This window comes from Vibrio sp. 2096, assembly GCF_033339595.1.
Lineage (GTDB): Bacteria > Pseudomonadota > Gammaproteobacteria > Enterobacterales > Vibrionaceae > Vibrio > Vibrio alginolyticus.
In genome coordinates this window covers 19,300-41,248 of record NZ_JAWOUX010000015.1, presented here as the reverse complement: position 1 = coordinate 41,248, position 21,949 = coordinate 19,300, and the positions used below count along the sequence as shown (strand labels likewise).

General features: G+C 47.0%; 19 protein-coding genes. 9 read left to right on the top strand and 10 right to left on the bottom strand.

Translation table 11 applies throughout. From position 1 onward, the window contains the following. Nucleotides 1–7 precede the first annotated feature (7 nt). The 5 genes from atpA (at nucleotide 8) to glmU (ending at nucleotide 5,851) form a co-directional block, all read left to right on the top strand. Nucleotides 8–1,549: a F0F1 ATP synthase subunit alpha gene (atpA, locus tag R7Q41_RS20990; RefSeq protein ID WP_005378931.1), complete on the top strand. Its 1,542-nt coding sequence runs from the start codon at nucleotides 8–10 to the stop codon at nucleotides 1,547–1,549. 44 nt (nucleotides 1,550–1,593) lie between these two features. Then, the gene (gene atpG / locus R7Q41_RS20985) at nucleotides 1,594–2,460 is read left to right on the top strand and encodes a F0F1 ATP synthase subunit gamma (protein WP_005378932.1); all 867 of its coding nucleotides are present in this window, start codon (nucleotides 1,594–1,596) and stop codon (nucleotides 2,458–2,460) included. Between the two features lie 35 nt (nucleotides 2,461–2,495). Further along, complete coding sequence (gene atpD / locus R7Q41_RS20980) at nucleotides 2,496–3,899, top strand: F0F1 ATP synthase subunit beta (RefSeq protein WP_005378933.1); 1,404 nt, start codon at nucleotides 2,496–2,498, stop codon at nucleotides 3,897–3,899. 18 nt (nucleotides 3,900–3,917) lie between these two features. Beyond that, complete coding sequence (locus R7Q41_RS20975) at nucleotides 3,918–4,340, top strand: F0F1 ATP synthase subunit epsilon (protein ID WP_005378937.1); 423 nt, start codon at nucleotides 3,918–3,920, stop codon at nucleotides 4,338–4,340. A gap of 149 nt (nucleotides 4,341–4,489) precedes the next feature. Further along, complete coding sequence (glmU, locus tag R7Q41_RS20970) at nucleotides 4,490–5,851, top strand: bifunctional UDP-N-acetylglucosamine diphosphorylase/glucosamine-1-phosphate N-acetyltransferase GlmU (RefSeq protein ID WP_017635597.1); 1,362 nt, start codon at nucleotides 4,490–4,492, stop codon at nucleotides 5,849–5,851. An 84-nt stretch (nucleotides 5,852–5,935) separates the two neighbouring features. On the opposite strand, the gene R7Q41_RS20965 is transcribed toward glmU, so the two are convergent. Continuing rightward, entirely contained in the window at nucleotides 5,936–6,676 is a 741-nt protein-coding gene (locus R7Q41_RS20965; protein WP_005383852.1) for an amino acid ABC transporter permease, read from the bottom strand. A gap of 115 nt (nucleotides 6,677–6,791) precedes the next feature. Here R7Q41_RS20965 and R7Q41_RS20960 point away from each other — a divergent pair, with 115 nt between their 5' ends. After that, nucleotides 6,792–7,568, top strand: a complete 777-nt coding sequence (locus R7Q41_RS20960) for a transporter substrate-binding domain-containing protein (protein WP_005378944.1) — start codon at nucleotides 6,792–6,794, stop codon at nucleotides 7,566–7,568. Between the two features lie 44 nt (nucleotides 7,569–7,612). Here the strand turns inward: R7Q41_RS20960 and punC are convergent, their stop codons facing one another. After that, nucleotides 7,613–8,818, bottom strand: a complete 1,206-nt coding sequence (gene punC / locus R7Q41_RS20955; RefSeq protein ID WP_054579443.1) for a purine nucleoside transporter PunC — start codon at nucleotides 8,816–8,818, stop codon at nucleotides 7,613–7,615. Nucleotides 8,819–8,970: 152 nt separating this feature from the next. Here punC and punR point away from each other — a divergent pair, with 152 nt between their 5' ends. Next, nucleotides 8,971–9,873 carry a DNA-binding transcriptional activator PunR gene (gene punR / locus R7Q41_RS20950; protein WP_318144652.1) on the top strand — a complete coding sequence of 301 codons (903 nt, stop codon included), beginning with the start codon at nucleotides 8,971–8,973 and terminating at the stop codon, nucleotides 9,871–9,873. Between the two features lie 54 nt (nucleotides 9,874–9,927). On the opposite strand, the gene ilvA is transcribed toward punR, so the two are convergent. From ilvA to ilvG, 5 genes are read right to left on the bottom strand one after another with little or no spacing between them, the layout of a single operon-like run. Next, nucleotides 9,928–11,475 (bottom strand): threonine ammonia-lyase, biosynthetic, encoded by a 1,548-nt coding sequence (gene ilvA, locus R7Q41_RS20945; RefSeq protein ID WP_318144651.1) that lies wholly within the window; start codon nucleotides 11,473–11,475, stop codon nucleotides 9,928–9,930. 2 nt (nucleotides 11,476–11,477) lie between these two features. After that, on the bottom strand, nucleotides 11,478–13,319 hold the full coding sequence (ilvD, locus tag R7Q41_RS20940; protein ID WP_053308105.1) for a dihydroxy-acid dehydratase: 1,842 nt from the start codon (nucleotides 13,317–13,319) through the stop codon (nucleotides 11,478–11,480). A 13-nt stretch (nucleotides 13,320–13,332) separates the two neighbouring features. Continuing rightward, nucleotides 13,333–14,271, bottom strand: coding sequence for a branched-chain-amino-acid transaminase (gene ilvE / locus R7Q41_RS20935; RefSeq protein ID WP_005378953.1), 939 nt, complete (start codon nucleotides 14,269–14,271; stop codon nucleotides 13,333–13,335). A 12-nt stretch (nucleotides 14,272–14,283) separates the two neighbouring features. After that, entirely contained in the window at nucleotides 14,284–14,568 is a 285-nt protein-coding gene (ilvM, locus tag R7Q41_RS20930; protein WP_005378958.1) for an acetolactate synthase 2 small subunit, read from the bottom strand. 11 nt (nucleotides 14,569–14,579) lie between these two features. Then, complete coding sequence (gene ilvG / locus R7Q41_RS20925; protein WP_005378960.1) at nucleotides 14,580–16,226, bottom strand: acetolactate synthase 2 catalytic subunit; 1,647 nt, start codon at nucleotides 16,224–16,226, stop codon at nucleotides 14,580–14,582. A 465-nt stretch (nucleotides 16,227–16,691) separates the two neighbouring features. Between ilvG and R7Q41_RS20920 the strand changes: the two genes are divergently transcribed. Continuing rightward, a complete protein-coding gene (locus R7Q41_RS20920; RefSeq protein WP_005383862.1) occupies nucleotides 16,692–18,215 on the top strand; it encodes a YifB family Mg chelatase-like AAA ATPase in 1,524 nt (507 codons plus the stop codon). 55 nt (nucleotides 18,216–18,270) lie between these two features. On the opposite strand, the gene R7Q41_RS20915 is transcribed toward R7Q41_RS20920, so the two are convergent. Next, entirely contained in the window at nucleotides 18,271–19,227 is a 957-nt protein-coding gene (locus R7Q41_RS20915) for a DUF2860 domain-containing protein (protein ID WP_104975718.1), read from the bottom strand. Between the two features lie 149 nt (nucleotides 19,228–19,376). Between R7Q41_RS20915 and R7Q41_RS20910 the strand changes: the two genes are divergently transcribed. Beyond that, nucleotides 19,377–20,255 carry an acyltransferase gene (locus tag R7Q41_RS20910; protein ID WP_017821568.1) on the top strand — a complete coding sequence of 293 codons (879 nt, stop codon included), beginning with the start codon at nucleotides 19,377–19,379 and terminating at the stop codon, nucleotides 20,253–20,255. A gap of 46 nt (nucleotides 20,256–20,301) precedes the next feature. Here R7Q41_RS20910 and R7Q41_RS20905 read toward each other — a convergent pair whose 3' ends face one another. Both R7Q41_RS20905 and R7Q41_RS20900 read right to left on the bottom strand, forming a co-directional pair. Beyond that, on the bottom strand, nucleotides 20,302–20,904 hold the full coding sequence (locus R7Q41_RS20905) for a thiol:disulfide interchange protein DsbA/DsbL (RefSeq protein WP_005379036.1): 603 nt from the start codon (nucleotides 20,902–20,904) through the stop codon (nucleotides 20,302–20,304). Nucleotides 20,905–20,938: 34 nt separating this feature from the next. After that, a complete protein-coding gene (locus tag R7Q41_RS20900; protein WP_005379037.1) occupies nucleotides 20,939–21,925 on the bottom strand; it encodes a serine/threonine protein kinase in 987 nt (328 codons plus the stop codon). Nucleotides 21,926–21,949: the final 24 nt, after the last annotated feature.

Here is a 21,949-nt window from a genome sequence, read left to right as displayed (position 1 = left end):
TTGGAGCATGCAACTTAATTCCACGGAAATTAGCGATCTGATCAAACAACGTATCGAATCTTTCGAAGTTGTTAGTGAAGCTCGCAACGAGGGTACTATCGTATCGGTAAGCGATGGTATCATCCGCATCCACGGCCTAGCGGACGTGATGCAAGGTGAAATGATTGAATTACCGGGTGGCCGTTATGCACTGGCACTTAACCTTGAGCGTGACTCGGTTGGTGCGGTTGTAATGGGCCCATATGCTGACCTTAAGGAAGGCATGAAAGTTACAGGTACTGGCCGCATTCTTGAAGTGCCAGTTGGTCCAGAACTACTAGGCCGCGTAGTAAATACGCTGGGTGAGCCTATCGATGGTAAAGGTCCAATCGAAGCGAAAATGACTTCGCCTGTAGAAGTGATCGCACCAGGTGTAATCGACCGTAAATCGGTAGACCAACCTGTGCAAACTGGTTATAAGTCAGTTGACTCAATGATCCCAATCGGTCGTGGTCAGCGTGAGCTTATCATCGGTGACCGTCAGATTGGTAAAACAGCACTGGCGATCGACGCGATCATCAACCAGAAAGACTCTGGTATTTTCTCTATCTACGTAGCAATCGGTCAGAAAGCATCGACTATCGCTAACGTTGTTCGCAAACTAGAAGAGCACGGCGCACTACAAAATACTATCGTTGTAGTTGCATCAGCTTCTGAATCTGCAGCGCTTCAATACCTAGCGCCTTACGCAGGTTGTGCGATGGGTGAATACTTCCGCGATCGCGGTGAAGACGCACTGATTGTTTACGATGATCTATCTAAGCAAGCGGTAGCTTACCGTCAGATCTCTCTACTACTTAAACGTCCACCAGGCCGTGAGGCATTCCCAGGTGACGTATTCTACTTACACTCGCGTCTACTAGAGCGTGCAGCTCGTGTAAACGAAGAGTACGTAGAGCGTTTCACTAACGGTGAAGTGAAAGGTAAGACTGGTTCTTTGACTGCTCTTCCTATCATCGAAACTCAAGCAGGTGACGTTTCAGCATTCGTACCGACTAACGTAATCTCGATTACCGATGGTCAGATCTTCCTACAAACTGAGCTATTCAACGCTGGTGTTCGTCCTGCTGTTGACCCAGGTATCTCAGTATCTCGTGTAGGTGGTTCAGCTCAGACGAAAATCATCAAGAAACTATCAGGTGGTATCCGTACAGCACTAGCTGCATACCGTGAACTAGCGGCATTTGCTCAGTTCTCTTCTGACCTTGATGACGCAACGAAGAAACAGCTAGACCATGGTCAAAAAGTTACAGAACTAATGAAGCAGAAGCAGTATGCTCCAATGTCTGTATTTGACCAAGCTCTAACTATCTTCGCGGCAGAGCGCGGTTACCTTGATGATGTAGAACTTAACAAAGTTCTAGATTTCGAGGCGGCTCTACTATCGTACGCTCGCGGTCAATACGCTGAACTAGCAGCTGAGATCGACAAGTCTGGCGCTTACAACGATGAAATCGAAGCTCAGTTGAAGAAACTGACTGACGACTTCAAAGCAACCCAAACTTGGTAATTAGGTCGGTGGCAGTTTCTGCCACCAACTAACGGAGAGTAACGATGGCCGGCGCAAAAGAGATACGTAATAAAATCGGTAGTGTTAAAAGCACTCAGAAAATTACGAAAGCGATGGAAATGGTAGCAGCTTCAAAAATGCGTCGTTCTCAAGATGCAATGGAAGCTTCTCGTCCATACGCTGAAACAATGCGTAAAGTGATCGGTCATGTGGCTAACGCAAACCTAGAGTACCGTCATCCGTACCTAGAAGAGCGTGAAGCTAAACGTGTTGGTTACATCATCGTTTCGACAGACCGTGGTCTGTGTGGTGGTTTGAATATTAACGTGTTCAAAAAAGCCGTTACAGACATGCAAGCATGGAGAGAGAAAGGTGCTGAGATTGAGCTAGCCGTTGTTGGCTCAAAAGCAACAGCTTTCTTTAAACATGGTGGCGCAAAAGTTGCGGCACAGGTTTCTGGTCTTGGAGATAATCCAAGCCTACAAGACCTAATCGGCTCTGTTGGCGTAATGCTGAAGAAATACGATGAAGGTGAACTGGACCGTCTATATGTAGTATTCAACAAGTTTGTAAATACTATGGTTCAGCAACCAACGATCGATCAATTGCTACCTTTGCCTAAATCGGACAGCGAAGAGATGCAGCGTGAGCATTCATGGGACTACATCTATGAGCCTGAACCAAAACCTCTACTGGATACGCTATTAGTGCGTTACGTAGAGTCTCAGGTATACCAAGGTGTGGTTGAGAACCTTGCTTGTGAGCAAGCGGCTCGAATGATTGCGATGAAGGCTGCAACGGATAACGCAACCAGTTTGATTGACGATTTGGAACTTGTGTACAACAAAGCCCGTCAGGCTGCGATTACACAAGAACTATCAGAAATCGTTGGTGGTGCAGCTGCGGTTTAAGCTTAGGTAAAACGAAATAGTTTAGAGGATTAACGATGGCTACAGGTAAGATCGTACAGATCATCGGTGCGGTAGTCGACGTAGAGTTCCCACAGAGCGATGTACCTAGTGTATATGACGCTCTAAACGTAACGGACTCAAAAGAGCGTCTAGTTCTTGAAGTTCAACAACAGCTAGGCGGTGGCGTAGTTCGTTGTATCGTAATGGGTAGCTCTGATGGTTTACGTCGTGGAGTAGAAGTGGTTAACACTGGCGCTCCAATTTCAGTACCAGTAGGTACTAAAACTCTAGGTCGTATCATGAACGTCCTAGGTGACGCGATTGACGAGCGTGGTGAAGTGGGTGCGGAAGAGGTTTACTCTATCCACCGTAGTGCACCAAGCTACGAAGAGCAATCAAACGAAATTGCACTTCTAGAAACGGGCGTTAAAGTAATCGACCTAATTTGTCCATTCGCTAAGGGTGGTAAAATCGGTCTATTCGGTGGTGCAGGTGTAGGTAAGACCGTTAACATGATGGAACTTATCAACAACATCGCACTACAGCACTCAGGTCTATCAGTATTTGCTGGTGTTGGTGAGCGTACTCGTGAAGGTAACGATTTCTACTACGAGATGCAGGAAGCGGGCGTTGTAAACGTTGAGAAGCCTGAAGAATCAAAAGTAGCGATGGTTTACGGTCAGATGAACGAGCCACCAGGTAACCGTCTACGTGTTGCACTGACTGGTCTAACAATGGCAGAGCGTTTCCGTGACGAAGGTCGTGACGTACTACTGTTCATTGATAACATCTACCGTTACACACTTGCAGGTACAGAGGTATCAGCACTACTAGGTCGTATGCCTTCTGCGGTAGGTTACCAGCCAACTCTTGCAGAAGAGATGGGTGTACTCCAGGAGCGTATCACGTCAACGAAATCAGGTTCTATCACGTCTGTACAGGCGGTATACGTACCAGCGGATGACTTGACTGACCCGTCTCCAGCAACAACGTTCGCGCACTTGGATGCAACGGTTGTACTTAACCGTAACATCGCTGCAATGGGGCTATACCCTGCGATCGACCCGCTAGATTCAACATCTCGTATGCTTGATCCACTAGTCGTTGGTCAAGATCACTACGAAGTTGCTCGTGGTGTTCAGCAGACTCTTCAGCGCTACAAAGAGCTGAAAGATATCATTGCTATCCTAGGTATGGACGAGCTATCTGAAGAAGATAAGCAAGTTGTATCTCGTGCACGTAAGATTGAGCGTTTCCTAACTCAGCCTTACCACGTAGCAGAAGTATTTACAGGTGACCCTGGTATTTACGTACCTCTAAAAGAGACTCTACGTGGCTTTAAAGGCCTACTAGCTGGTGAATACGACGACATTCCTGAGCAGGCATTTATGTACTGCGGTAGCATCGACGATGCTATTGAGAATGCGAAGAAGCTATAAGGCTAACTAGGAGGCGATATGGCAGCAATAACCTTTCACCTAGACGTAGTAAGCGCTGAGAAGAAAATCTTCTCTGGTCGTGTTGAAACGTTTCAGGTGACCGGTAGCGAAGGTGAACTTGGTATTTTCCATGGTCACACACCGCTGCTGACCGCTATCAAGCCTGGTATGGTGCGTATTGTGAAACAGCACGGCCACGAAGAAATTATTTATGTTTCTGGTGGTATGGTAGAGATTCAGCCTGGTACAGCGACTGTACTAGCTGATACAGCTATCCGTGGTGAAGAGCTAGACGCAGCGAAGGCAGAAGAAGCCAAACGCCGCGCTGAGGAGCAAATCCAGAATCAGCATGGTGACATGGACTTCGCACAAGCGGCCAGTGAACTGGCTAAAGCCATTGCTCAGCTACGAGTTATCGAGCTGACAAAAAAGCGTCGCTAAGCTCAATTAGCAACGTTGCATGAAAAAAGGCGGCCAATTGGTCGCCTTTTTGATTAATTTTAGTTGGAAATTTACATCCCACCATTAACTAATCCTTCCAAGGTGTTTAAAATAACGCCCAATTAAAATAGAACGTCAATAGGTTATTAATGAAATTCAGTGCTGTGATCCTTGCTGCGGGTAAAGGTACCCGTATGTATTCAAACATGCCTAAAGTGCTACACACTTTGGCAGGGAAGCCAATGGCAAAACATGTGATTGATACATGTACAGGTCTTGGCGCACAAAACATCCACTTAGTATATGGTCACGGTGGTGATCAAATGCAGCAAACGCTAGCAGAAGAGCCTGTAAACTGGGTACTGCAAGCGGAGCAACTAGGTACAGGTCATGCGGTTGATCAAGCGTCTCCGAAGTTTGAAGACGATGAAAAAGTACTGGTGCTTTACGGTGATGTTCCACTGATTTCAGCTGAAACGATTGAAAACCTATTAGATGCACAGCCAACAGGCGGTATTGCGCTACTAACAGTGATTCTAGATAACCCGACAGGCTACGGTCGTATTATCCGTAAGAATGGTCCTGTTGTGGCGATCGTTGAGCAAAAAGATGCAACAGAAGAACAAAAACAAATTAAAGAGATCAACACTGGCGTGATGGTTGCGACTGGTGGGGATCTTAAGCGTTGGTTGTCTGGCTTAAACAACAACAACGCACAAGGCGAATACTACCTAACTGACGTTATTGCAGCTGCACACGATGAAGGTCGTGCCGTTGAGGCAGTACACCCAGTCAATGCCATTGAGGTGGAAGGGGTCAACGACCGCGCACAGCTTGCTCGTCTAGAGCGTGCTTTCCAGTCAATGCAAGCTCAGAAACTACTAGAGCAAGGTGTCATGCTACGCGATCCAGCACGCTTTGATTTGCGTGGTGAGTTACAGTGCGGTATGGACTGTGAAATCGACGTGAATGTTATCATCGAAGGTAAAGTTTCACTGGGTGATAACGTGGTTATCGGTGCGGGTTGTGTACTGAAAGATTGTGAAATCGACGACAACACCATCGTTCGCCCTTACAGTGTGATTGAAGGTGCAACGGTTGGTGAAGAATGTACGGTTGGTCCATTTACTCGCCTTCGTCCTGGTGCTGAAATGCGTAACGATTCCCATGTGGGTAACTTCGTTGAAGTGAAAAATGCGCGCATCGGAGAAGGTTCAAAAGCGAACCACCTAACTTACTTAGGTGATGCAGAGATCGGTCAACGTACTAACATCGGTGCAGGTACTATCACTTGTAACTACGATGGTGCGAACAAGTTTAAAACCATCATCGGTAATGATGTTTTTGTTGGTTCTGATAGCCAGCTGGTGGCGCCTGTCACTATCGCTGATGGCGCAACCATCGGTGCAGGCACGACACTAACAAAAGATGTTGAAGAAGGTGAGTTAGTAATTACTCGCGTCAAAGAGCGCAAAATTACTGGCTGGCAGCGTCCTGTAAAACAGAAATAAACATTACCTGCACTCACTCTATCGCTATACTGTCAAAGCCGCTCAACAAGAGCGGCTTTGTTGTTTCTAGCTCAGGCTTCATCGTTAGTAGCTAGGAATAGCAATACGTTTTTCGAGCCAACGAACGGCTTGAGATACAAATAGGATGAGCAACAAGTACTCCAAAACGAGGAAGGTATAAATTTCTAGGGGTAAGTACTCATTCACTACCAGCTCATTAGCACGGCGAGTGAGATCGCTTAAACCAATCACGCTGACTAAAGAACTCATCTTGAGAATGTAGACAAATTGATTGCCCAGTGGAGGGAGGATTTGTCGAAACGCTTGGGGAAGAATTACCAAGCGCATCTTTTGCCAATAGCTTAAGCCCAAAGACTCAGCTGCTTCATGCTGGCCACGGCTGATAGCTTGTATCCCACCGCGAAACACTTCCGCCATAAACGCACTCTCAGCGATAGTCAGTGCAATAACACCCGCCCAAAAGTGATTGAGTGAGACATCCAATAGCGTAGGCATGCCGTAATACACCCAAAGTAGTAAGACTAAAACTGGCACTGAACGGATCACCTCGACATAAATACGGTTTATCCACTTCAGAGAGGCAGAGTCCGACAGAGCGGGTAACGCAACGATCAGGCCCAAGCTCATCGCAAATAACATACTGAGGAGTGATACCTGAATGGTGTCATTAAACCCAGCGATTAAAAACTTTAGATTGGTGAGCCCTTGATCCGTCGAAGGGTCAAGTACATACCAGCCCCATTGATAATCTGAACAACCAGTGAGTAATAGCAATGAAAATAGCCATAGAGTTCGAAACGTCACATTTACTCCCTGAATTAACTAAAAAACTTCCTTTGTTGCTGCTATGTTATCAGTAGAGCTCTAATAAAGGTTAATTATTAAACCGTATAAGGTCATTATTTTTAAGGGAATAAAAATGAGAAAGATTTTACTAGTGCTAGGAATGTGTTTGCTTGCTGCGACTCAAGTCGCTCACGCTGAAAGCCGTCTTCAATCCATTTTAGACAATGGCGTACTCCGAGTTGGAACGACGGGAGATTGGAATCCGATGACGATGAAAGACCCCGCGACAAACAGTTATCGTGGCTTCGATATCGATGTAACAACAGAACTTGCTAAAGATCTCGGTGTAAAAGTGGAGTATGTGCCCACGGATTGGAAGACGCTAGTTAATGGCATTACCGCCAACAAATACGATATTACTGGCAGCGCATCTCTGAACATGTCTCGCGCGAAAGTAGCTGGATATAGCCAGCCATATTTCTACCTTGCCTTTGTACCTGTGGTGCAAAAGAAAGATCTCGCCAAATTCTCTGATTGGGCGGATTTTAATAAACCAGAAGTAAAAGTCGCGGCGACGTTAGGTACGGTACAAGAAAAAATGGTGAAAGAGTTCTTCCCGTCTGCTCAGCATATTGTTATTGAAGCGCCAGCGCGCGACTTCCAAGAACTACTAGCTCGCAGGGCCGATGTATCGGTGACGTCCAATGTGGAAGCAGCGACGTTGGTGGATAAGTTTAAACAATTGGCGATAGTGCCAGTGACCGCACCGCGTAAACCAACCCCAATTGCTATGTTGTTGCCGCAAGACGATCAAGTATGGATTAATTACATCAATCACTGGGTAGAGTTGAAAAAGACTCAAGGCTTTTTTAAGCAGACTGCCAAGAAATGGGGGTTGAAAAGCTTATAAACAGAAAGAGCCGCATTGCGCGGCTCTTTTTATTATCTGAACGATTAAAGTTCGTCTTCACTCACGACTCGGGCGTTGTCAGGAGTCGTAAAGTGCTTGGATAATTCGCGATTCGACAGAATGTATCCCATCCACAGCCCACCCATACAGATGATGATTGCGATGCCAGTAACCATCTGAGCTTGGCTTGCCATTGCGGCTACCAATGCACTTGAGAAGCTACTTACACAGATTTGCAGGCTGTTTTGCAGACCTGCTGCTGTTGCAGGGCTCTGTTGTGCGCTGGCCAATGCACGGTTTACCACGATTGGGTACAGCGCGCCGTTAGCAACGGCAATCAAACAGAATGGCGCAAGAATAGGCCAAATCGATGACAGATCCCACTGTGAAGCAATGAAAATCATTAATGCCGCGACACTAAATAGGCCAATCAGTTGGCGCAGAACCTTTTCATCACCAAATTTTCGAACGCCTACTTTACCTAAGTAGCCACCAGCCATAAACGCGATGGTTTGTGGGATAAAGCTCAAACCAATATCTTTTGCTTCGTAGCCCAGTTGCGCCATGATTTCTGGCATCCCAGTTAGGTAAGCAAAGAATGCAGCTGAAGCCGTCGCAAACATAAACACGTTGCCAAGGTATTTTTTAGAACTCAGCAGCGCTTTGATGTCGGCAGACATACTGGTTTGTTTGATTTCTGCTTTCTCGTCTTTTTGTGCCATGGTCGCAAAGACCAAAAAGACACCAACCAGTGTTAGCGTAATAAAGATACTGTGCCAGCCGAAGTTATCTGCCAACACAACCCCTAATTGAGGTGCTAGTGCTGGTGATAGCGCGACGAGTGGCATGATTGTCGCAAAAATTTGTTGGCTACTGCTTGAGTAGCGTTTAATGACCATAGCCTGCCAGATCACGGCTGGTGCACACACACCGATAGCTTGGATAAAGCGCAGTGTGAGTAGTTGCCATACTTGATCACAGAAAGCCAAACCGAATGACGCGATAGTAAATAGCACCAACCCGGCTGCGAGTGTATTACGATGGCCAAATTTATCGGATGCCAATCCCCACATTAGCTGGCCAATCGCCATACCAACGAGGAATACCGTTAAAGAGAGCGCAATTTGCTCAGGGCCTGTTGCAAAGTCGATTTCCATCGCTTTGAATGCTGGCAGATACATATCGGTAGCAACGAAGCCAAGCATCGATAATGCTGCCAGATAAATGAGCTGTAGTTTTGAGATTTTCATGATTCAACCAGTCAAATTATTTAATCATTTTTTAATCAACATCAGTTGGCGCCAACCGTGATTTATTTACCTTATTATTCTATTTTTCGATTTTGAGAAAATAAAACGCTAAAATTGTTGGTTATCAATCAAATTTTTTGAAAGGTTAAATCATGTTCTCTAAAGCGTCTTTGGAAATGCTGGATACGGTTGCCCGTTTAGGCAGTTTCACCGCTGCGGCTGAGGTATTGCATAAAGTCCCCTCAGCCATCAGCTATGGAGTAAGGCAGGTCGAGCAAGATTTAGATGTGGTGCTGTTTCGACGTTTACCAAGGAAAGTCGAGCTAACTCCAGCGGGTGAACTTTTTATGGCCGAGGCGCGCTCTTTGCTGCGTCAAATGGAAGAGGTGAAAGCACAAACGCGGCGAGCGGCTCAAGGATGGAAAAGCACGTTAAAGCTGACCTTAGATAACGTGGTGAAGTTAGAAAAACTCAAACCTTTGGTGGAAGATTTCTATCGCGAGTTTGAATTTGCTGAATTGCAGATCAATATGGAGGTCTTCAATGGTTCTTGGGAAGCCATAGCACAAGGTCGAGCCGACATTGTCGTTGGCGCGACATCTGCGGTTCCCGTTGGGGGAGATTTTGAAGTCAAAGATATGGGCGTATTAGATTGGGCATTTGTAATGTCACCCGCTCATCCTTGCGTTCGACAACAAGTGCTTACTGAAGTGTTTGTGAGTCAATTTCCGGCGATCTGTCTTGATGATACTTCGAACGTGCTGCCAAAACGCCATACTGGCCATTATCCGCAACAACGCCGATTATTATTGCCCAATTGGTATAGTGCGATTGAATGTTTAAAAAATGGGGTGGGCGTGGGTTACATGCCACGTCATATTGCAACACCCTTAATCAATGATGGTGTGCTGGTGGAGAAGGTCATGCCGGATGATAAACCGCTCAGTCACTGCTGCTTAGTATGGCGCAAAGATGATAATCATAAATTGATCCAGTGGATGGTGGACTATCTTGGGTCGCCTAATCAGCTACATAAAGATTGGTTACAGTCATAAAAAACACCTCGCATTAGCGAGGTGTTTTCATTGATATGTTTAAAATGTGGCGTTTTATGACAAGAAAAACTTATACGATGGGTTGTCTGTCTCGTCTTTGCATTGATAGCCAAGTTCACGTAAATGTGCAGAAAACTGAGCTAAATCGCTTTCATCTAACTCGAAACCACATAAAACGCGTCCGTAGTCAGCGCCGTGGTTACGGTAGTTGAACAAGCTGATATTCCAATGAGTACCGAGTGTGCTTAAGAACTTAAGTAGCGCCCCAGGATACTCTGGGAATTCAAAGCTGTAGAGGCGCTCTTTAAGCGGCTTAGACGGCTTACCACCAATCATGTAGCGCACGTGCAGCTTCGCCATTTCATCATCAGACAAATCAACCACTGGGTAGCCACCATCACGTAAGTCGCGAATGATATGTTCTAGCTCTTCCTGACCGCCTTGCAAACGCACACCGACAAAGATATTTGCCAATGAGTCATCGTTGTAGCGGTAGTTAAACTCTGTCACGGCACGGCCGCCAATGAGATTACAGAACTCAAAGAAAGCACCTTGACGCTCAGGGATGGTGACGGCAAGCAGACCTTCACGTTTTTCACCAAGCTCGCAGCGTTCAGAAACATAACGCAGACCGTGGAAGTTGGTGTTTGCGCCAGACAATACCGTACCTAGGTTTTTGTCTTTCAGCTTGTTCAGTTCAGCAAACTTCTTCAAGCCCGCCAGAGCAAGCGCGCCAGAAGGCTCTGCAATCGCACGGGTGTCTTCAAAGATGTCTTTTACTGCTGCGCAGATTTCATCGCTAGAGACTGCAATATGGCCATCAATGTACTTTTGGCATAGACGAAACGTCTCTTCACCAATGCGTTTTACTGCAACGCCATCGGCAAACATGCTGACCTGGTCTAATACTACTGGTTCACCTGCATCCAATGCCGCTTTGAGGCATGAAGAATCTTCTGGCTCGACCGCAATCACTTTGATTTCTGGCATGAGCTGCTTCACGAGTACTGCAACACCCGCAGCCAAACCGCCACCACCGACAGGAACGAAGATGTAGTCAAGGTGACCATTTTGTTGCAGCATTTCCATGCCGATGGTGCCTTGACCAGCAATCACCAGTGGATGATCGAACGGTGGGACAAAGGTGTACCCGTTTAACTCGGATAGACGCTCTGCCTCGGCTTTGGCCTCATCAAAGTTACTGCCGTGCAGCACCACATTGCCACCAAAGCTGCGTACCGCATCGACTTTGATGTCTGGTGTGGTTTTTGGCATCACGATAGTGGTCTTAATGCCAAGCTTAGTACCAGAAAGCGCCATGCCTTGTGCGTGGTTACCTGCCGATGCTGCAATGACACCAGCGGCTTTTTGTGCTTCAGATAAACTCGCCACCATGTTGTATGCACCGCGCAATTTGAACGAGTGTACGGGTTGGCGATCTTCACGCTTGATTTGCACATTGTTGCCAATACGAGCAGCAAGGCGAGGCATCTCTTGCAAAGGTGTGACAGTCGCGACTTCATACACAGGAGCACGCAAGATCTGGCGCAGATAATCTGCGCCAGTTTGGTTCACTTGTTTTTCGGGTTGAGCTTCCATCATTGCTAGCCCTCTAGCTTCGACTTGTCTCGTACTGCACCCTTGTCAGCACTGGTTGCCATACTCGCGTACGCTTTGAGTGCAAATGAAACTTCACGTTGGCGGTCAACTGGTTTCCAGCCTAGTTCGTCTTGTTTTGCACGGCGCTCAGCAAGTTCTTGTTCAGACACTTGGAGTGAAATTGAACGGTTTGGAATATCAATTGCGATCATATCGCCTTCTTTTACCAGACCAATTGCACCGCCGTTTGCTGCTTCAGGAGAGGCGTGACCGATTGACAGACCTGATGTGCCGCCAGAGAAACGGCCGTCAGTCAGAAGTGCACACTCTTTGCCAAGGCCCATCGATTTTAGATAAGTGGTTGGGTAAAGCATTTCTTGCATGCCCGGACCACCTTTAGGGCCTTCGTAACGGATAATTACCACGTCGCCAGCTTTTACTTTGCCACCCAAGATGCCTTCTACGGCGTCTTCTTGGCTTTCAAATACTACGGCTGGGCCAGTGAATTTATGAATGCTCTCATCCACACCAGCAGTCTTAACGATACAACCATCTAATGCGATATTGCCTGATAGAACGGCTAGGCCACCTTCTTGGCTGAAAGCATTGTCTTTGGCACGAATACAACCTTCAGCGCGATCATCATCAAGTCGATCCCAGCGACAATCTTGTGAGAATGCTTGTGTAGTACGAATACCTGCAGGACCTGCGCGGTAGAACTTGAGTACTTCTTCGTCTTCAGTTTGGATGATGTCGTATTTCGCCAGCTGCTCTTTCATCGAAAGGCCAAGCACGGTGCGCGCATCATTGTGTAGAAGACCTGCACGGTCAAGCTCACCAAGGATAGCCATTACACCACCAGCGCGGTGCACGTCTTCCATGTGATATTTCTGGGTAGATGGTGCCACTTTACATAGGTGTGGTACTTGGCGTGATAGGCGATCGATATCTTCCATATCGAAATCCACTTCACCTTCTTGCGCCGCGGCAAGTAGGTGCAAAATGGTGTTGGTTGAGCCACCCATTGCAATATCCAGTGCCATTGCGTTTTCGAAGGCATCAAACGTAGCGATGTTGCGAGGCAGTGCTGATTCGTCATCTTGCTCGTAGTAACGACGAGTCAGTTCAACGATGCGACGACCTGCATTAAGGAACAGCTGTTCACGGTCTGCGTGCGTCGCCAGCATAGAACCGTTGCCCGGCTGAGAAAGACCCAGGGCTTCTGTTAGACAGTTCATCGAGTTTGCGGTGAACATGCCTGAACACGATCCACACGTTGGACATGCGCTACGTTCGATCTGCTCACTTTGCTCATCAGACACTTTTGGATCCGCGCCTTGGATCATCGCATCTACAAGGTCTAGTTTGATGATCTGATCAGAAAGCTTGGTTTTACCCGCTTCCATTGGACCACCAGAAACAAAGATAACCGGGATGTTGAGACGCATAGATGCCATCAACATTCCCGGAGTGATTTTGTCACAGTTAGAGATACATACCATGGCATCGGCACAGTGCGCGTTGACCATGTACTCCACAGAGTCTGCGATCAGTTCGCGTGAAGGCAGTGAGTACAGCATGCCGCCGTGACCCATTGCGATACCATCATCAACCGCGATGGTGTTGAATTCTTTCGCAATACCGCCAGCTTTTTCGATTTCGCGTGCTACAAGCTGACCCATGTCTTTCAGGTGTACGTGACCCGGAACAAATTGAGTAAACGAGTTTACAACGGCGATGATTGGTTTACCGAAGTCTTCTTCTTTCACACCCGTTGCACGCCACAGTGCTCGTGCACCCGCCATGTTACGACCATGTGTGGTGGTAGCTGATCTATATTTTGGCATTTCCTAATCCTTCTTACTTCTGTTCTGGGTACACATAGTCTAACCAGCCCCACTTATCTTCCGTGGTGCCGTCAAATAGGCCAAAGTAGGCTGCTTGTAGTTCTTTAGTGATAGGGCCGCGCTTACCAGTGCCCACTTCAATCTTGTCGATGGTTGCCACTGGTACAATCTCAGCCGCAGTACCTGTCATGAAGACTTCATCGGCAAGGTAAAGGGCTTCACGAGCAATGTTCGCTTCACGGACTTCGTAGCCTTTATCGCGTGCAATTGTCATGATCGAGTCGCGAGTGATGCCCGGTAGAATCGCGCTAGTTGCTGGTGGTGTGGTGATTACGCCATCTTTGATAACGAAGATGTTTTCACCAGCCCCTTCCGATAGGTAACCATCTACGCTTAGCGCAATACCTTCGTCGTAACCGTGACGACGCGCTTCACCACCAACCAGTAGTGAAGATAGGTAGTTACCGCCTGCTTTAGCTGCAGTTGGGATGGTGTTTGGCGCAGCGCGGTTCCAGCTTGAAATCATCGCATCGACACCTTTTTCTAGCGCTTCTTCGCCTAAGTAAGAGCCCCAAGGAAATGCTGCAATGATTAGATCCATCTCAGTGCCAACTGGTGGACATACGCCTAAGCCAACATTACCGACAAAACCCAATGGACGAATGTAAGCGCTGTCGAGTTTGTTTTGGCGCAGTGTTTCGCGGGTCGCTTCCATGATTTCTTCTACAGAGAAAGGGATCGGAAAGCGGTAAATCTTGGCAGAATCTTTTAGACGTTGTGCATGCTCACGGTGACGGAAGACAATTGGGCCTTTTGGTGTGTTGTAACAGCGCACGCCTTCAAACACGGATGTACCATAGTGCATTGCGTGAGTCAGAACGTGAACGTTCGCCTCTGCCCATGGAACCATCTCACCATTAAACCAAATGAAATCTGCAGTTTTCGTTGCCATTTGTTGCCTTCCTTATGCACTTACGTGTTGTTGTAAGTTGTGATTTGGCAGTTCATCGTTGCGGATTTTTAGCACCTCAACCTTACGAACGTCCCACAACTTCTCTATTTGATTGATCAAAAACGAGATTGGTCGATCGCTGTCGACGATGATCTCGACGCTGGCTACTTTGCTTTCGTGGTTTTGCGTAGCAGCGACTTGTTTGATCACGAAGCCTCGGTGACGAATCACACGTAGAACGCGCTCCAACAGTACCGGTTTGTCATCGGCTTTGATGTCGAGTAAATATCTGTCCATGCGATTGTCTCCTATGTATTTTCCAACATATCACTGTTTGATGCGCCAGGTGGCACCAATGGCCACACGTTTTCTTCTTCATCAATCAAAACGTGAAGCATGTAAGAAGTTTCACTCGCTAGCATCTCTTTGAGAGCAGGTTCGACTTCTTCTTTCTTGGTGATGGTTTTGCCCGGGATATCGAACGCTTTTGCTAACATCACGAAATCTGGGTTGTCATCAAGAATGGTTTCACTGTGGCGACCGTCAAAGAACAATGACTGCCATTGGCGAACCATGCCAAGACGTTGGTTATTAAGAAGGACAATCTTCACTGGAATCTGACGACGCTTCAGCGTGCCCAATTCCTGAACGTTCATCATAAATGAACCGTCACCTGTAATAAGGATAGACTGATCATCAGGACGTGCGACTGCAGCACCCATCGCCGCTGGCAAGCCAAAGCCCATGGTGCCAAGGCCAGCAGAAGTGATGAAATTTTGTGGTTCGCGTGGCTGGATATGTTGCGCTGCCCACATCTGGTGCTGACCGACGTCGGTCGAGACAATTGAGCTATCTGGCATCATGTCAGACAGCTGTTTAAGCAATAGCGGTGCGTAGATTAACTCGCCCGGGTGGTCGTAACGCCACTTAAAGCCGCTGCGCAGACTTTCACTGTGATGAACCCACGGTGAGATATCTTGAGTCAGTTCTAGCTGAGGGAGAATGGTGTTGATGTCGCCACGTAATGGTGCGTTGGCGTGGCGCAGTTTATGAATCTCCGCAGCATCAATGTCGATGTGAATCACTTTCGCATTTGGTGCAAACGTATCGAGCTTACCCGTCACACGGTCATCAAAACGCGCGCCAACCACAATCAATAGATCGGCTTCTTGAACCACTAGGTTAGCGGCTTTGGTGCCATGCATACCCAACATACCAAGATAGTGAGGATCATGGCGTTCAATGGTACCGAGGCCTTTTAATGTGCTAACTGCAGGCATTGGGTTTAAGCGAAGAAATTCGCGTACTGCATCGGTTGCTTTCGCAAGTTGCACGCCACCACCAACATACAACACTGGGCGAGTAGATGCTGCCAGCACATCTTGCGCACGTTTGATATCTTCAGCGCTGACATCTTCGATTGCTGGTGCTATGTATGGAGGAAGAAGGTCTGTAGGTGCTTGAGCGAGTTGAACGTCTTTGGCGATATCGACAATGACAGGACCCGGACGACCGGTTTTTGCGACCTCAAAGGCTTCGGCAAGTGTCGGAGCTAGATCTTCAATTTCGGTCACGAGATAGCTGTGCTTAGTACAGGCTAGGGACATTCCGATCACATCCATTTCTTGGAATGCATCGGTACCGATATGAGAGCTAGCAACCTGGCCTGTGATGGCAACTAGAGGTACGGAGTCAAGGAAAGCGTCGGCAAGGCCGGTAACAAGGTTAGTGGCTCCTGGGCCAGAAGTTGCCATGCACACAGCAACGTCTTGAGTGGAACGAGCCATCCCGATAGCTGCCATAGCGGCCCCTTGCTCGTGACGGCATAGGATGTGTTCCACCCCACCGTCATACAAAGCATCATAGATTGGCATGATGGCCCCGCCGGGGTAGCCAAAAACGGTTTCGATGCCTTGCTGTCTTAAAGCGGCTACGACAAGTTGTGCACCAGTCATCGTAAACCTCCTTTGCTACGTTGTGGCTCGTAGCGATTGTCATATTTATTGCACTTCATGTGCACTCCCATTCTTCCCGTTAAACTGTCCGAGGGTTAGACAGATGACAACTTGTAGTTGTAAAAAAACCCCCGGACTTTTCAGTGCGGGGGTTTTTTGTAATTTGTGGTTACCTTTCGCCCACAATACCCCGCGCGGTGCCAATAATGACCACGATAATCAGGGCTAGCAGTGCGTTGATATGAGCGAAAAGGTTCATCTGTCTGTCGTTCTTTTTTCGTTAAAAAATGTTGTGTAATGTTCTACGAAATTGTTTGCGTCATTAGTGGTATCACACAATTCCGCTGCATGACAAGCAAAAAGTCATTCTTTTTTCACATTAACTCTCAATTGGGACGCGGTATATAACATAACCAACTAGATAAAACATTTGTTTACAGAGTGTTCAAAAAAATTGAGGAACGTATGGGGCTGGCAATCATTCATAGTCGAGCAAGCGTCGGGGTGCAAGCGCCATCGGTTAGTGTAGAAGTTCATATCAGCAACGGCATGCCAGGGTTTACCTTAGTAGGCTTGCCAGAGACAACGGTAAAAGAGTCCAAAGATCGCGTACGCAGTGCGATCATTAATTCTAACTTTCAATTTCCTGCTAAGCGGATCACCGTGAACTTGGCTCCGGCAGATCTACCCAAGGAGGGAGGGCGTTTTGATCTTCCTATTGCATTGGGAATTTTGGCCGCTTCGGAGCAAATCGCGACAGATAAGCTCAAAAACTACGAATTTGTTGGTGAGTTAGCGTTATCTGGTGGTCTGAGACCTGTGAAAGGTGTGCTGCCTGCTGCGCTGGAAGCCAGTAAGATTCAACGTCATTTGGTCGTCCCACATGTGAATGGCGATCAGGCGGCGCTGGTGGGGAAGGAACAACATAAATCGGCCCAATCATTACTGGAAGTATGTGCCGAGCTTTGTGGTCAACATCGACTGAATCTTTTTCAAACGCCTAAGCGAAAAACGATCGAAAAACATGGTCGAGACTTACAAGATATTATTGGCCAACAACAAGGTAAGCGAGCACTGGAGATTGCTGCCGCTGGAAACCACAACTTACTTTTCCTTGGCCCGCCAGGTACTGGAAAAACGATGTTGGCTTCGCGTTTGTGTGACTTATTACCGGAAATGAGTGACGAAGAAGCAATGGAAACCGCTTCGGTGGCATCGTTGACTCAGAGTGAAATTAATGAGCATAACTGGAAGTCGCGTCCGTTTCGTTCTCCGCATCATTCAAGTTCAATGGCGGCATTAGTCGGCGGTGGTTCGGTACCCAGACCAGGGGAGATCTCTTTAGCCCACAACGGGTTATTGTTTCTCGATGAAATGCCCGAATTTGATCGTAAAGTTCTGGACTCGTTACGCGAACCGCTCGAATCTGGAGAGATCATTATCTCTCGAGCGCAAGGTAAAACACGCTTTCCGGCTCGTTTCCAATTAGTCGGAGCCTTGAACCCAAGCCCGACAGGATATTACGAAGGCAATCAAGCGCGCACCAATCCACAAGCTATTTTGCGCTACCTTGGTCGATTATCTGGACCACTGTTAGATCGCTTTGATATGTCTTTAGAAATCCCAGCTTTGCCCAAAGGGACATTAGCAGAAGGTGGTGATCGCGGTGAGCCGACTGCTATCGTAAAAGCGCGTGTGAGCCATGCGCGTAACAATATGCTAAACCGCAGTGGTAAGGTCAATGCACTGCTAGGTAGTCGAGAAATTGAGGCGTTTTGTCCCTTGCATAAGAGTGATGCTGAGTTTCTTGAAACCGCTTTGCATCGTTTAGGGCTCTCGATTCGTGCATATCATCGTATTATCAAAGTGGCGCGAACAATCGCCGATCTGGATGGGGCGGAGCAAATTGAACGAACGCACTTGGCCGAGGCTCTTGGGTATCGAGCGATGGACCGTTTGCTGAAACAGCTTACGGCGCAAGCGGTATAGACAGCAAAGTGTCATCGCAACAAGTGTTGTAAGCACCTTGTTGCGATGAAGGACGTTAGAAGGTGTAGTTGAGACCAAGCGACAATAGGTACTCTTTCTCCTCATAAAACGTGATATTCGAGTCAGTTTGGCTATAGCCGGCTAAAGAAATGAACGACCAGTCTTGCCAGTCAAATACGTTTTGATATTCGTAGGCCGCAAATAGGCTGATGGTGTCGTCATTTCGTGTTTTAGCAAAAGTTTGGCTAGCTGCTTGATAGTCTTTCCATGCATAACCCGCGGTGAGGGCCAATCGATGACGGTTGATAAATTTAAACCAGCTAATGTCAAATCCGTACGAATCAAATGACTCCGCCTTACCGTCGGCATCTTGATTGATGTAGGTGAAAGCGGGTTGCAACATAGATGTTTGGTTGAGTGGAATGCGATAGTCGCCTTTGACATAGTAAAGGTTAGCATCGCGAGCAAGTGAGCGGTCTGTCACTGCCTCCTGCTCGATGTCTTTATCAGCATAAGCAAGATCAAGGTTGAAGTTCTTATCAATCAACCCTTTGATCTGAAAGCGATACGCATTGCCGTCAACATCCGTCTCTTTACGTGCGGTTCCTACTTGATAAGGGTTGCGCCAAGTTTCGCCTTTGAGTACCGTCGGCAGATAGGAAACATCGAGCACGGTGCCAGATTGTAGCTCGTGTTGATAGCCCAACTGAAAAGCGAGTGTACCTACCGCGACATCTGAGCGTGTGGTACCGGCGTAAACTTGGTGGTTGAGTCGGCTACCAAAGGTGTATGTCACACTCCCTAGCGGTGCAGCGATAACGGAACTGTCACTATCGGCACGCTTATCGAGAGAATCGATGGTGTTACTATTTTCTGTATTGAAATTGGATTCTGATGATATGAATCCGGCATTCAGCGAAATTTCACCGCCAAAACCTGCGGTTTCAGCGAGTTGAGCCTGAGCAGAACTGACGACAAAGGCCAAAGGCAAGAGAAGTAGCCTTGGTTTCATTCGTTATCTCCTTGTTGTCGAATGAGTGGTGCACATATTGGTTGCGGTAACAAATCTGACCATTTCCACGCATGTTCCAATGTGGCAAAGGCGCAGTATAATTACACGCTGTTTTATTCTTCACACATTATCACTGTTGTTTGACTATCATGTTGGCATATTTGTTATTTTTTTTTAACGCTTCTTTTGTGATTCTCAATTCTGCGGTTTGTTCACTCGCAATTTGTGTTATCGCTGTATTTAAAATATTGCTTCCTGGCGTAAAGCTAAAAGCGATAGCGACCGTTTGTGCCAATAAGGTGATGTGGTTATGGGCTACCGTTAATGCGTGCATTCTGGCGGTATCTAACCGTGTTGAGTGGGATGTTCAGGGCGGTGAAGCGCTTAAAAAAGACGGGTGGTATCTGCTGATCAGTAATCATCTCAGTTGGACAGATATTGTTGTGCTTTGCTGCGTGTTTAAAGACCGTATTCCCATGCCGAAGTTTTTCCTCAAGCAACAACTGCTGTATGTGCCTTTCATCGGGATGGCGTGTTGGGCGCTCGACATGCCATTTATGCGTCGCTATTCGCGAGAGTATCTGATCCGCAATCCTCATAAGCGAGGTCAAGATTTAGAAACGACACGTCGCTCGTGCGCTAAATTCAAACACACTCCAACCACAGTGGTTAACTATGTCGAAGGAACCCGATTTACCGAAGAAAAGCAGCGTAAGAGTAAAGCAAACTATCAATATTTGCTGCAACCAAAATCGGGCGGGATTGCGTACACGTTAGCGGCGATGGGGGAACAGTTCGAGAGCATTATCGACGTTACGTTGGCGTACCCAGAAAATACGCATAAACCGTTCAAGGATTTATTGATGGGCCGCATGAGCAAGGTGGTTGTGCGTGTAAATGTGTTACCCGTTGATGAAAGAGTGCTTGGTGATTACTTCAACGATAAGCCCTATAAGCGGCAATTTCAACAATGGCTGAGTGATGTGTGGCAAGAAAAAGATCGGTTACTACAAGAGATTTACAAGTAAACAAAAGGGGAGCGACGTGCTCCCCTTTTGATTGATATCGATGTGCTTATTTTAGTGTCAGCAAGTAGTTCACCAGAGAGAAGTACTCATCCATCGTTTTGATGCTTTGTGCTTGAACTAGGTATTTGTTGTTAACGATAACCGCAGGAACGCCGGTTAGACCGCTGTTTTCAAATTGCTTGTCCATACGGCGAACCATTGAATCAACCGCGAAGCCTTTGAATGCAGAATCGAATTTTTTCGCATCTACACCTTCATCAAGGAAGATTTGACGAAGTTCTTCATCATTACGTGGTGCTTTCTTTAGATTGTGGATGCGGTTAAACATCACTGGCACCATTTTGTCTTCCACTTTTAATGCAACCATCGTTGCGTAGGCTTTGCTCATTGATGGGCCCATGTTGCCACCCATGAAAGAAACGTGGTTTTTTAATAGCTTAGTACCTTCTGGTAACTGCTTTTTCAGTTGCTGGATAACCGGTTCAAAGCTATTACAGTGCGGGCAGTAGAAAGAGAAAAACTCCGTCACAAGAGGTTTTTTTGATGCCTCAAGATCCAATACTTTGTAATGTTCACCTTCTTTGAATTGCGCTGCATGTGCCGACAGGCTTAACATCAGCATAGAAAACAGTGCGAACAGTTTTTTCATCGAAATATCTCCATTTTTGAATTTTTGGCCTGACTTACCATTGAGGCATTAAAGACAGCGGTGCTTCTTCTAAAGCGGCGATCTGCTCTTTAAATGCAAGGACCTGACCTTCCCAGTATTTTGGCTCATTAAACCATGGAAAAGCGAGAGGAAATGCAGGGTCATGCCAACGTTTTGCTAGCCATGCCATATAGTGCACCATTCGTAGACCGCGAAGTGGCTCGATTAGTTTCAATTCTGCAGGATTAAAGTCGCAAAACTCTTGGTAAGCCTCTAAAACAATATCCAACTGCATCAGTTTGTCTTGGCGTTCACCGTTCAGTAGCATCCATAAGTCTTGTACTGCAGGGCCGTTACGAGCGTCATCCAAATCAACAAACATAGGGCCATCTCGCCACAAAATATTGCCTGGGTGGCAATCGCCATGCAAACGAATCATATTGAAACCTTCTTGCCAGTGGCTTTCAATTGATTTGATCAGCATATCCAAGTCATTGAAGAAGCTGTTCTCCAAGTGCATTGGAATCATATTGGCGTTTTGCAGAATCTCTCTTGGTTGATACAGGTATTCTTGTAAGCCAATAGTAGGACGATGTTGGAAGGCTTGGCGGCTGCCGACTTTATGGATTCGGCCAAGGAAACGCCCTACACCTTCGAGCTGATCTAAATTGTCAACCTCGTATTGGCGACCACCCACGCTATCAAACAGCGCAAAAGCATAGCCTTGATAGTGATGCAGGGTTTCACCGTTGATGCGCACAGGTGGTGCGACGGGGATCTCATTGCCAATCAGCTCTAAAGTAAAGTCGTGTTCCTCTTGGATCTGTTCATTGCTCCAACGTTCAGGACGGTAAAACTTGACGACATAACGACGACGCTCTTCGTCAGTGAATTGATAAACACGGTTTTCGTAGCTATTGAGGGGAAGAAAGCCTGATTCTGCGCGAACGCCGATGCTTTCTAACGCGTACCACATAAAGTCTGGGGTAAGGGCGTCAAAGTTAAACATACTTTGGGACATATAAACAAAAAGGCTCATTACTGA